10 protein-coding genes are annotated in these 11,745 nt (G+C 60.7%); 8 read left to right on the top strand and 2 right to left on the bottom strand.

Annotation, left to right across the window (positions count from 1 at the left end; all coding sequences use genetic code 11):
- Positions 1-12 precede the first annotated feature (12 nt).
- Positions 13-714, bottom strand: a complete 702-nt coding sequence (locus E4T21_RS09610; RefSeq protein ID WP_205423484.1) for an FCD domain-containing protein — start codon at positions 712-714, stop codon at positions 13-15.
- A 264-nt stretch (positions 715-978) separates the two neighbouring features.
- Here E4T21_RS09610 and E4T21_RS09605 point away from each other — a divergent pair, with 264 nt between their 5' ends.
- From E4T21_RS09605 to E4T21_RS09570, 8 genes are all read left to right on the top strand, one after another.
- A complete protein-coding gene (locus E4T21_RS09605) occupies positions 979-2,445 on the top strand; it encodes an aldehyde dehydrogenase family protein (protein ID WP_205423483.1) in 1,467 nt (488 codons plus the stop codon).
- Positions 2,446-2,511: 66 nt separating this feature from the next.
- Entirely contained in the window at positions 2,512-3,480 is a 969-nt protein-coding gene (locus tag E4T21_RS09600; RefSeq protein ID WP_149284782.1) for an ABC transporter substrate-binding protein, read from the top strand.
- A gap of 68 nt (positions 3,481-3,548) precedes the next feature.
- Positions 3,549-5,132, top strand: coding sequence for a sugar ABC transporter ATP-binding protein (locus E4T21_RS09595; protein WP_149284781.1), 1,584 nt, complete (start codon positions 3,549-3,551; stop codon positions 5,130-5,132).
- On the top strand, positions 5,129-6,127 hold the full coding sequence (locus tag E4T21_RS09590) for an ABC transporter permease (RefSeq protein ID WP_149284780.1): 999 nt from the start codon (positions 5,129-5,131) through the stop codon (positions 6,125-6,127). Before E4T21_RS09595 ends, E4T21_RS09590 begins: the two co-directional genes overlap by 4 nt.
- A 1-nt stretch (position 6,128) precedes the next feature.
- The gene (locus tag E4T21_RS09585) at positions 6,129-7,106 is read left to right on the top strand and encodes an ABC transporter permease (protein WP_149284779.1); all 978 of its coding nucleotides are present in this window, start codon (positions 6,129-6,131) and stop codon (positions 7,104-7,106) included.
- 5 nt (positions 7,107-7,111) lie between these two features.
- Positions 7,112-8,236, top strand: a complete 1,125-nt coding sequence (locus E4T21_RS09580; RefSeq protein WP_149284778.1) for a mandelate racemase/muconate lactonizing enzyme family protein — start codon at positions 7,112-7,114, stop codon at positions 8,234-8,236.
- A gap of 55 nt (positions 8,237-8,291) precedes the next feature.
- A complete protein-coding gene (locus E4T21_RS09575; protein ID WP_149284777.1) occupies positions 8,292-9,323 on the top strand; it encodes a zinc-dependent alcohol dehydrogenase in 1,032 nt (343 codons plus the stop codon).
- A 2-nt stretch (positions 9,324-9,325) separates the two neighbouring features.
- Entirely contained in the window at positions 9,326-10,090 is a 765-nt protein-coding gene (locus E4T21_RS09570; RefSeq protein ID WP_275898222.1) for an SDR family oxidoreductase, read from the top strand.
- A gap of 31 nt (positions 10,091-10,121) precedes the next feature.
- Here the strand turns inward: E4T21_RS09570 and E4T21_RS09565 are convergent, their stop codons facing one another.
- Positions 10,122-11,321: a tyrosine-type recombinase/integrase gene (locus E4T21_RS09565; RefSeq protein ID WP_149284776.1), complete on the bottom strand. Its 1,200-nt coding sequence runs from the start codon at positions 11,319-11,321 to the stop codon at positions 10,122-10,124.
- Between the last annotated feature and the right edge of the window lie 424 nt (positions 11,322-11,745).

The following is an 11,745-nucleotide window of genomic DNA, read 5'->3' as shown; positions in this document are numbered from 1 at the left end:
ATATCCTCGGGCTCATGGTGTTTCCTCGGCAAAAAACGTTGAACTGACGAACTGCCAGGAGCTGTCCAGGTGCGAGATCAATGCCTTCTCGGCCAGATCCGGATCACGGCTGAGAATCGCCTCGAAGATCGCCTGGTGGGCAAGAAAGTTGGTGCGGTTACGTTCCGGGCTGCGTGGCATCTGCGACCACTGTGGCGCCAGCCACTCGACAAAGGCCTGATGAATCGCCGGAAACACTGAATTGCCGGAAATCACATACAACTGGCGGTGAAAGGCAACATCCGTGGCATAGAACTGCGCCGAATCATCGATGGCCTGTTCGTTGTCATCCAGTGCCCGACGCAGGCGCTGGATATCCTCACGTTTCGCGCCCACCGCGGCATCCCGTACCAGCATGCGCTCACACAACACACGGACCTGATAGAGGTCATGGACGCTCTGTGAGCTGGCCAGCAGGTGCTTGATGACGCCCCCGGCAGCATGCATGGCGGCGCTGGCGTCAGGGCGGCAGACGATCGGACGGAAACGGGGACGGCTGCGCAGAAAGCCCTTTGCCGTCAGCGCCGTGATCACCTCACGAATGACCGTACGGCTGGCTCCGTACTCCTCCATCAGGCTGCGCTCGGCCGGCAGCGGTTTGCCTTCGACCAGATCACCATTGACGATGCGAACCTCGATATCGTCACTGATATGTTCGGCGGTTCTTGTATCCATACCCATGACTCCCCCGGAAGATACGGGTCTTCCCCAATGGCCTCAGGTACGGCCCCTGGTGCCCTTCTTGATGATGTCGAATCTAGTTTGGTCGTACAAAAATATCAATAAATACGATCTTAAACAAAAGTATATGTCACACTATCTTTTGTTTTTTATGACTTTTTTAACCAGTCACCATAAATCGCCCTAATAACAGTTGACTGACCATAGCCACTCTTTCTAACAATTATGGTCATACCAAACTTCAGATAGGGTCGCCGTATGGATTTCTCGCAGCTCGGTAAAAATGCACTGAATGCCGACATGTTCATCGATGGACGCTGGCATTCCTGCACTCATCCGCGAATTGAAGTCGACAACCCGGCCAATGAATCACTGCTCGGCACCATTGGCGAAGGTGATGAAACCATCGCCGATGCTGCACTGGCCGCTGCCACTCGCGCCCAGCGTGATTGGGGACGCCGCCCGGCCATCGAACGTGGCAGGCTGGTAGCACGCCTTGCCGCCGAAGTCGCCGGTCACAGTGAGCAGCTCGCCCACATCATCTGTCTCGAACAGGGCAAACCCCTGGCCCAGGCACAAGGAGAAGTCGAGGCCACCCACAATTTTCTCGACTACGCCTCCCATTGGGCGCGGCGCATTGAAGGTGAGATCGTCGCCTCGGACAACCCCCGCGAAGAGATTCAGATCCGTTCCCTCCCGGTGGGCGTCGTCGTTGCGCTCACCGCCTGGAACTATCCCGCAGCGCTTGCCGCCCGCAAGCTGGGACCTGCGCTGGTGGCAGGTAATACGGTGGTGCTGCTTTCCCACGAGATCACCCCTTTTTCAGGGCTGTTCATCGCCGCCCTGGCGGAACGCGTGGGGTTTCCGCCTGGCGTCATCAATGTGGTCACCGGGCGCGGTGCACAGCTTGGACGCGCTCTGGTCGAGGATCCGCGTTCGGACCTGATCAGCATGACAGGCAGCACGCGAGCCGGCCGCGAGATATTCCGCTCCGCCGCCGATGAGCTGAAGATCCTGCGCCTGGAGCTGGGAGGCAAGGCGCCGTTCATCGTCATGGAAGATGCCGATATCGACAAGGCTGTGGCAGCGGCGGTCACCGCCCGATACACCAACTGTGGGCAGATCTGCACCTGCAACGAACGCATGTATCTGCATGAAAGCATCGCCGACGAGTTCAGCGAGAAGTTCGTTGCCGCCTCGAGGCGCCTGAGCATCGGCGATCCGTTGTCCAACCCCGATCTCGGCCCCAAGGTCAGCCGCGTAGAGGTCGACAAGATCGATCAACTGGTCGGCAGCAGTGTCGAGGCTGGTGCGCAGGTGTTGCTCCAGGGAGGCCCGCTCAACGAGGGCGACTATGCCAGAGGCTACTGGTACGCCCCCACCGTCATCGAGACTCGGCAGAACACTTCACCGCTGATCAGTCAGGAGGTGTTCGGCCCGGTAGCCGTGATCCAGCGGGTCACTGATTTCGAGCAAGCGCTGACCTTTGCCAATGATTCCAGCTATGGCCTGTCGGCCTACGTCTTTACCCGCGACATGCAGCGCCTGATGCGCCTGCCCCAGGAGCTGAAGTTCGCCGAACTCTATATCAATCGTAGCAATGGCGAGCAGGTTCAGGGCTATCACTCCGGCTGGCGACACTCCGGCATTGGTGGCGAGGACGGCAAGCACGGCTTCTCTGCCTATCTCAAGAAGCAGACCAGCTACTTGAACTGGGCGGACTGATGCCACATCGGCCACCTTCTGCCAATAGCCGCTCCCCCGAATAACGACAAGACAAGAGGTATCGATATGAAAACCTTCAAACTCATGATGGGCGCCGTACTGATGTGTACCAGTGGCCTGGCGGCTTCCCAGCAATTACCGCCATTGGAGCAGAAGGACAGCTACCGCGTGGGGTTCGCCCAGATGGAGAGCAACAACCCCTGGCGCATTGCGGAAACCCAGTCCTTCCGAGACGTCGCTGAGCAGTGCAACTGGAAATTGACCGTGACCGACGCCGCGGGGTCCGCAGCCAAACAGGTTGCCGATGTCGACAGCATGATCGCCCAGGGCATGGATGCCATCTTCCTGCCCCCACGGGAAGAACGCGCTCTGATTCCTGCCGTGATGAAGGCACGGGCCGCTGGCATTCCCGTATTTCTCGTCGACCGCCAGGTCGATCCTGCCGTAGCCAAGGCCGGTGAGCACTATGTGGCCTTCCTTGGCTCGGACTTCGTGGAGCAAGGGCAGACGGCGGCGCAGTGGCTGGTGGACAACTTCGAAGGCGACGAAGCCAGAATCATTGAACTGGAAGGCACTACCGGCTCTTCCCCGGCCAATGATCGCAAGCAGGGGTTCGATGAGGTCATCGCCGAACAGGACAACATGACCATCATCGCCTCCCAGTCCGGCGACTTCTCGCGGGATACCGGGCGCCAGGTAATGGAGACGCTGCTCCAGGCCCACCCCAACGTCGATGTGGTGTATGCGCATAACGACGAGATGGCCATCGGTGCTATCCAGGCACTGGAAGTTTCCGGACGCACGCCCGGCGAAGACGTTCTGGTGGTGTCTATCGACGGCACCCGTGATGCCCTGAGAGCCATCATCAACGGCAAGATGGGGGTGTCTGTCGAATCCTCGCCCTTCTTCGGCCCGGTCGCCTGCGATGTGCTCAACCGCTATGCCGCCGGAGAACCCGTCGAGCCCTGGGTGCGTGTGGAGGATCGCATCTTCACCGCCGACAATGCCGCCGATCATATCGACGAAGCCTACTGAAAGAAGCCTACTGAGACCGGACTGCATGGAGTGGTGTCTTGACCATTCCATGCGGCTAGGGAGCAAACATGCAACCACTGCTCGATATTCAGGGCGTGCGTAAGCAGTTCGGCAAGACGCTCGCCCTCGAAGATGCACGACTGACCATCCAGCGCGGTGAGGTACATGCCCTGATTGGCCAGAACGGCGCCGGCAAGTCGACGTTGATCAAAGTGCTGACCGGCGTTCACCAACGCGATGGCGGTGACATTACCTTCAACGGCCAGCCCTGCCTGTTCTCGCGCCCCGCTCAGGCGCAGGAAGCGGGCATCGCGACCATCTATCAGGAACTGAATCTTGTCGGCCTGCGCAGCGTGACCGAAAACATCGTCATGGGTCGCGAGCCCCGGCGCCTTGGCGGCTTCATCGACTGGAAACGTGCCCACCAGCAGGCCAGCGATATTCTGGCCGGACTTGGCGTCGATATCGATGTGCGCCGTCCGCTGGAGGAATACTCCACCGCCATTCAGCAACTGGTCGCCATTGCCCGTGCCGTCTCACGTGATGCCATGCTGGTGATCATGGACGAGCCGACCAGCTCACTGGATGAATCCGAAGTGCTGCAACTGTTCGAAGCCATCCGACGGCTCCAGCAGCGCGGCACGGCGGTGCTCTATGTTTCACACTTCCTCGACGAGCTGTTCGAGATCTGCGATCACGTCACCATCATGCGCAACGGTGCCTGGGTGGCGGACCATGCCATCAGTGATACCCGCAAGGCGGTACTCGTCGCCGACATGCTGGGCAAGGATGTCAACGACATCGAAACCCATGGCGCTACTGACTTCGGGGGAGAACTCGAACCGGTAGGCGAACTGCTCTTCGAGGCAAGGGATATTGCGACTCGCCGACACCTGCGTTGCGCCAGCCTGCAGGTGCATCGCGGCGAGATCGTTGGCCTGGCCGGACTGCTCGGTTCCGGTCGCACCGAGGTGGCTCGGGCCGTGTTTGGCATGGACGCCCTGAGCGATGGACAGATGAGCCTCGAAGGTGGCAGCTACCGCCCGGTCAATGCCAGCGCAGCCATTCATCAGGGCATCGCCCTGCTGGCCGAAGATCGCAAACGCGAAGGTATCGTTGCCGACCTGAGCGTGCGGGAAAACCTGACCCTGTCCATCCTGCCGTCACTCTGCAAAGGTGTGCAGATCGACCACGAGGCCGAGCGCAAACTGGTCGAGCACTACATCGAGGCCCTGCAGATCAAGGTCTCGGATATGGACCAGCCCATTCGCGAGCTGTCCGGCGGCAACCAGCAGAAGGTCCTGCTGGCGCGCTGGCTGGCTACCGAACCCCAGTTGTTGATTCTCGACGAACCGACCCGGGGCGTGGACATCGGCGCCCGCCAGGAAATCCAGCGCATCATCCAGGACTACCGAGCCCAGGGCGGTGCAGTGCTGTTGATCAGCTCCGAATTCGACGAGCTCATCGAGGGCGCGCATCGCGTGGTGGTGATGCATGAAGGCCGCTCCATCGACACCTTGAACAACCCGGGCCTGAGCGAGTCGACCCTTGTCGCCGCCCTCTCGGGTGGCCAGCCCCCGACATCCGATGATGGCCACGGAAAGCAGGAGGCATCCGTCCGGCCCAGTGCTTCCAGGGAGACACAAGCATGAAGATCACGTCCTCCACAGCCTCACCCGCAGCCACACCGGCTCCGAGGCTGCAGTATCGGCTGCGCCACAGTGGGCCACTGCTCGCCCTGCTGCTGCTGATCGGCTTCAACGCCCTGATCACCCCCAACTTCATGTCCATGCAGACGCTCTCGGTGAACATCACCCAGGTGGCGACCATCGCCATTGTTGCCATGGGCATGACACTGGTCATCGCCACTGGCGGCATAGATCTGTCGGTGGGCGCAGTCATGGCATTGGCAGGCGCGATCGTACCGCTGATTTTCCTGTCCTCCGCGGGTCAGGATTTTCCGCTGATAATGACGCTGGTTGCGATCATCGCGGCCCTCGGGGTCGCCACGCTGTGCGGGCTGTTCAATGGCATGCTGGTCAGCCGCTTCGGCGTCCAGCCGATTGTCGCCACTCTGATCCTGTTCATCTCGGGTCGCGGTCTCGCTCAGGTGCTGACCAACGGCAACCTGCAGACCTTCGACAACCCGATGTTCGAGTACCTGGGGTCCGGGCGACTGCTGGGCGTCCCCATCCAAGGCTGGCTGGTAATACTCATTGCCGCCATTGCGGTATTCGTGGTGTCGCGCACCCGTTTCGGTCGCTACCTGCTTGCCAGCGGTGGTAACCCACGCGCCGCGGAATTGGCCGGGGTCCCCGTGGCCCGGGTGCGCATGATCGCCTATACCCTTTGCGCCCTGCTCGCCGGGCTGGCCGGCATGATCAGCGTGGCCATCAATTCTGCCTCCGACGCCGCGCGCAACGGCCAACTGATGGAGCTCGATGCCATTGCGGCGGCAGTGGTCGGTGGCGCTTTGCTGCAGGGCGGACGAGCCCCCTTCATCGGCGTGATCATCGGTGCTGCGATCATCCAACTGGTTCGCTACACCTTGCTCGCCAATGGCGTACCCGATGAAGTCGCCCTGATCGTCAAGGCCGCGATCATCGTTGGCGCCGTCTACCTTCAATCCCTGCGCGGAGGGCATTGAGATGACGACTCTCGTTCGCCGGCATATCGCCGACCATGGACAGAGCACCGGTGTGATGATCGGCGTGCTGCTGCTTATCCTGCTGGGCACGCTGCGCTATGACAATTTCGCCAGCCTCTACAACCTGAGTTCATTTCTCAATTACAACGCCATGTTCGTGCTGATCACCATGGGCATGTGTCTGGTGATCATGACCGGGGGCATCGACCTCTCGGTCGGTACAGTAGCGGCACTGTCCTCGGTCACTGCCGCCGGCTTCAGCGCCCATGGCCTGGAGGTCGCGCTACCGGTTGGCGTGCTTACTGGATTGGCTGCGGGCGCACTCAATGCCTTCATGATCGTAATCATGCGTATTCCTCCCTTCATCGCTACCCTGGCGACGCTACTGGCAGCCAAGGGCACCGCACTGGTGATCAGCGACGCCAGGACTGTGCCGGTGGACTGGACCAGCAATTTCACCCAACTCGGCATGAACAACGTGGCGGGATGGCTGCCCTGGAGCATGCTGTTGACGGTAGTGGTCGGCATTGCCCTGTGGTTGCTGGTGGAACACTGGCCACTGGGGCGCGTCATGCTGGCCGCTGGAGACAACGAGGATACCGCCAACCTGATGGGCCTTTCCTCGGGATGGGCCCGCGCCTGGGCTTACGTGATCTGCGGCGGCTGCGCGGGTCTGGCGGGGGTCTTCCTCGCTTCCGGATTCGGTGCCGGCCAGCCTCTCGAAGGTCTCGGCTGGGAACTGACAGCCATCGCTTCCGTCGTCGTCGGTGGAACCCTGCTCACCGGTGGGCGCGGCTCGATTCCCGCCAGCGTGGCGGGTGCATTGATGCTGGGACTGATCTTCAACCTGCTCAACTTCGAAAACGGCCTCGGCACCTTCAACCTGAGCGCCTATTGGCAGATGGTGATCCGCGGCGCCTTCCTGTTCATCGTGATCCTCCTTCAAGTGAAGATCACCCGCCCCCTTGCCGGAGACTGAGACTCATGACACGGATTTCACACATCGACCTGCAGTTGTACCGGGTACCGCTCGATGAGCCCCTGGGTGATGCAAAGCATGGGCTGCACACTCATTTCGAGTTGATCACCGCCACCATCCGTACCTCGGACGGCCTCGAGGGAACAGGCTATACCTATACCGGCGGACGTGGCGGCAAGGCCATTCTCGCCCTGCTCGAGCAGGATCTGGCGCCACTGCTCATCGAACGTGATGCCGAGGACGTCGCTGCACGTTATGACGAGATGCTGTGGCATGTGCACTATGTCGGCCGCGGCGGCATCGCCTCCTTCGCGATTTCCGCGCTGGACATTGCACTGTGGGACCTGCGTGGCAAACGTCTCGGCCAGCCGCTGGTGCAGATGGCCGGTGGTCACGATACCCGCTGCCGGGCCTATTGTGGCGGTGTTGACCTCAACTTCTCCCTGCCCCGCCTGTTGAGCAATGTCGAAGGTTATCTCGCCAGCGGCGTCGAGGCCGTCAAGATCAAGGTCGGCAAGCCGGACCTGAACGAGGACATTGAGCGGGTCAGTGCGGTCCGTGATCTGATCGGCAAGGACATCACCTTCATGGTCGATGCCAATTATGGCCTCAGTGTCGATCAGGCCATCAAGGCCGCTCATGCCTTCATGCCCTTCGATCTGCTGTGGTTCGAAGAGCCCATCATTCCCGATGACTACCTCGGCTATGCGCGTATCGCGCAAGAGACCGGAATGCCCCTGGCCATGGGCGAGAACCTGCACATCATCGAGGAGTTCGAGCACGCGCTGCGCGATGCTTCACTCTCATGGCTGCAGCCGGACGCTTCCAACTGTGGCGGTATCTCCGGCTGGCTTGCGGCGGCACAGCGCTGCCGACAGGCCGGTATTCCCGTCTGCAGCCATGGCATGCAGGAGCTGCATGTCAGCCTGGTGTCCGCTCAGCCCAATGCTGGGTGGCTGGAGGTCCATTCCTTCCCCATCGACCGCTACACCCAGCGTCCACTGGTGATCCGTGACGCCCGGGCCATTGCTCCCGAAGAGCCTGGTATCGGTGTGAGCTTCGATTGGGAACGACTGATCCCGCATCGCGTCATGCAGCACCAGATTGCCGGCAATAGAAATGCCGCATGACATCGCTATCCACTGCTCCCTCAACCCCCGTGAGACACAAGGACAAGGAACCCTTATGAATAACCCTGCTGCTGTCTATCGTGGCGATGGCCACTTCGAGATCGTTGACCAACCCGTTGCTGCGCCAGGGCCCGGCGAGGTGCGCCTGGAGATTGCTTTCTGTGGCATCTGTGGCACCGACCTGCATGCCTATCTCGGCCATATGGATGCCCGAATCGGCGACCAGCGCGTGTTCGGCCACGAGATGGCAGGTACCGTCGTCGAGGTCGGTGAAGGCGTCGATGGCTATCGCTGTGGCGATCGTGTCGTGGTTCGCCCGCTCGACAACTGTGGCGACTGTCCCGCCTGCAACAATGGCCACGCCCATATCTGTCACAATCTCAAGTTCATGGGCATCGATACGGATGGCGCCTTCAAGCGCTTCTGGACGGTCCCGGCGAAGCTCCTGCACGCCCTGCCGGACAATCTGTCACTGGCAGCCGCGGCGTTGGTCGAGCCCACTGCCGTGGCCGCACACGATGTCCGCCGCGCACGCCTGAAAGCCGGCGAATGTGCTCTGGTCATCGGCGGCGGCCCCATCGGCACCCTGATTGCCTTGACCGCCAAGGCCGAGGGCGCTGACGTCATCCTCAGCGAGATCAACTCCACGCGCATTCGCATGGCCAATGCCATGGGCCTGGAGGCCGTCAACCCGCTGGAAACCGACGTGGTGGCACTGATCAATGAGCGCACCGGCAACAAGGGCGCCGATGTGGTGTTCGAGGTATCCGGCAGCCAGCCGGGCGTCGATCTCATGACCGAAGTGGCGGCCACACGCGGACGTATCGTCATGGTGGCGATTCATGCCAACCGCCCGCTGGTGGACATGTTCCGTTTCTTCTGGCGCGAACTGGAGCTGATCGGGGCGCGAGTCTATGAGCCGGAGGATTTCGATCGTGCCCTGGAACTACTGGGGTCTGGCGCTATCGATGTCGACGCCATCATTACCGACAAGCAGCCGTTGGAGCGCATCGGAGATGCCTTTGCCAGCCTGACCGGCAACGCTGAAGCGCTCAAGACGTTGATCACTATCACTCAGGGAGAGTAAGCATGTCGATTCTGGACAACTTCAATCTGGCGGGACGTACAGCCGTGGTGACTGGCGCAAGGCGAGGCATCGGGGGCGCCATTGCCGTGGCGCTGGCCGAAGCCGGTGCCGATGTGATCGGTGTCAGCGCTGCCATGCCCGAGGATGGCGCTGATATCGGTGCCGCCGTACGCGCAGCAGGACGCACCTTCACCGCGATTCGTTGTGACTTCTCAGATCGTGATGCCGTGCAGGGACTGGCCGACCGGCTGGCGCAGCAGCCCATTGATATCCTGTTCAACAATGCCGGTACCATTGAACGTGCTCCGGCTGCCGAGCATTCCGATGAGCTCTGGGATCGGGTCATCGAGATCAACCTTTCAGCCCAGTTCGTGCTGACCCGCGCGATCGGTGGCGCAATGTGCCAGCGTGGTCATGGCAAGATCGTGTTCACCGCTTCGCTGCTGTCGTTCCAGGGGGGAATCACGGTACCTGGCTATGCCGCCAGCAAGGGAGGCATCGCCCAGTTGACCAAGGCCTTCGCCAATGAGTGGGCCAGCCGTGGCGTCAACGTCAATGCCATCGCGCCGGGCTATATCGCCACCGACAATACCGAGGCGCTGCGTCATGACGAAACCCGTTCTCGCGCTATTCTCGAGCGCATCCCTGCTGGGCGCTGGGGGCAGCCCGAGGACTTCGCCGGACCGGCCGTCTTCCTGGCCTCTTCGGCCTCCGATTATATGCACGGCAGCATCCTGACTGTCGACGGCGGCTGGATGGGGCGCTGAGACGGCCGCTCGGGCCTTGCAGGAGCCGGCTTCAGTCCGGCTCTCTGTCATCAGCCCCCGGCAGTCGGTGCCAGGATTGCTGGCGGTGCCACTCTTCGTCTTCGGTATGCAGGTAACGGGAGGTGGTATCAAGCCGGGCATGGCGGGCAGTGGCCGCCAGGTAGCGTAGCTCGACACCGGCCTGGGCCTGGTGGGTCAAGGCCGTGTGACGTAGCCAATGGGGGGTTGCCTGCCTTAGCCGCATGACAGCCAGGGCATCCCCCCCTTCTTGCTCCAGCACATCGGCTGCCTGAGCAAAGGTTGTACGAATCAGGCGATACAGCTGATTCTCACCCAGCGGGCTCTTGTCATCCAGGCGGCGCAGGATGGGCCCATCATCCAGCCCCGGATTTTCCGCTAGTCCATAACCCACACGAATTTGCCGAATCAGCAGCATCATATCTTCCGGCACAGGAATTTCCGCTGTCTTGGCCCCCTTTCCGACCACTCGCCACCACCATCGGCCTTCACGCACGAACAAGTCGCTCATGCGTGCCTGGCTCATTTCGGAGATACGCGGCGCCATCAGATAGGCAAAACCAAACACCAGGCGTCGACGCGTCCACAGCTTGCGTTCACGCAGGCTGGCCGCATCGGGCAACTGACGACACAGCCACGCCCACAGCCAGCCCCATAGCGGTCGCTCCAGATAGCGCTCGACACGCCCTGCCTGATTGTCCAGACGGCGACGCTTATCGCGCATCAGGCGAAAGGGGTTGTGCGTGATCCACCCCGCTTCCATCAACCAGCTCATCATGCCCTGCAGGATTACCAGACTCTGGCGTCGGCTGGATGCCGACAACGGGCCACGAAAGGGTTTCCAGTCCGGCGACTGTCGGGATTTGACGGGCCCCACCCAGCGCTCGCGCGGCTGAGGATCACAAAGGAAGGCTTCGAAATCATCGAGGTGATGACGGCGCAGGGACCTCAAGTCAACGCCCTGCTCGGCCACCCACAACAGCAGCCTCTCGGCTTCACGCCGGTACGTGCGCAGGGTCTGGGGACTGCCACGATATTCTCTCAACCAGGCACTTACGGCCTGGGCATCGCTGGTCGCCGGGATCGCAGCCGACACCAGCTCACCCTGCTCTGTAATCGCAGCGTCATGCCGCACGATGCCGGTATTCGAGCGGCCAACAGCCCCCTTGTCTATGTCTTTGCCTTTGCCTTTGCCTTTGCCTTGGTGGCGCATTCTTTTCATTCCGCTGCTTTTGCTTGCCGGTTTTTTGTCTATTTTTCGTGCCTGGTTTTCGTGCCTAGCTTTCGTGCCTGGTTTTGCTTGCCTTCGCAGGTGCTTAGACGTGCTCCTGCCATCCATTTTTGCCCAGTGTAGCAGCATAAAATCAAGATAATACGGGTAATCTTGATTTTATATTATATTTAATAAATATATTTACGTTATTATGCATTATGTAATTACACTAAAAATACGCTAGACTGATCAGCGAAGGCCTGTCGAAGACAAACAGTGACGACAAACCCTCACCAGACAATACTGAGAAATGGCAATGTGAATGACGGCTGATACGCAGCCCCGTCCCGGCGGCCTATTCGCCAATACCGTGTTGCTCTACAATCGCAGCGCACATGCAGGCCAGGAATACCGGAGACAGCCG

The organism is Halomonas binhaiensis, from assembly GCF_008329985.2.
GTDB classification, from domain to species: Bacteria; Pseudomonadota; Gammaproteobacteria; order Pseudomonadales; family Halomonadaceae; genus Halomonas; species Halomonas binhaiensis.
This window is presented reverse-complemented; position numbering and strand designations above follow the sequence as displayed.

What these genes read in the sequence shown, in the direction of transcription:
- E4T21_RS09565 (WP_149284776.1), bottom strand. Translation starts at nt 11,321, where the DNA reads ATGCGCCACCAAGGCAAAGGCAAAGGCAAAGGCAAAGACATAGACAAG.
- E4T21_RS09600 (WP_149284782.1), top strand. Translation starts at nt 2,512, where the DNA reads ATGAAAACCTTCAAACTCATGATGGGCGCCGTACTGATGTGTACCAGT.
- E4T21_RS09585 (WP_149284779.1), top strand. Translation starts at nt 6,129, where the DNA reads ATGACGACTCTCGTTCGCCGGCATATCGCCGACCATGGACAGAGCACC.
- E4T21_RS09580 (WP_149284778.1), top strand. Translation starts at nt 7,112, where the DNA reads ATGACACGGATTTCACACATCGACCTGCAGTTGTACCGGGTACCGCTC.
- E4T21_RS09595 (WP_149284781.1), top strand. Translation starts at nt 3,549, where the DNA reads ATGCAACCACTGCTCGATATTCAGGGCGTGCGTAAGCAGTTCGGCAAG.
- E4T21_RS09590 (WP_149284780.1), top strand. Translation starts at nt 5,129, where the DNA reads ATGAAGATCACGTCCTCCACAGCCTCACCCGCAGCCACACCGGCTCCG.
- E4T21_RS09605 (WP_205423483.1), top strand. Translation starts at nt 979, where the DNA reads ATGGATTTCTCGCAGCTCGGTAAAAATGCACTGAATGCCGACATGTTC.
- E4T21_RS09610 (WP_205423484.1), bottom strand. Translation starts at nt 714, where the DNA reads ATGGATACAAGAACCGCCGAACATATCAGTGACGATATCGAGGTTCGC.
- E4T21_RS09575 (WP_149284777.1), top strand. Translation starts at nt 8,292, where the DNA reads ATGAATAACCCTGCTGCTGTCTATCGTGGCGATGGCCACTTCGAGATC.
- E4T21_RS09570 (WP_275898222.1), top strand. Translation starts at nt 9,326, where the DNA reads ATGTCGATTCTGGACAACTTCAATCTGGCGGGACGTACAGCCGTGGTG.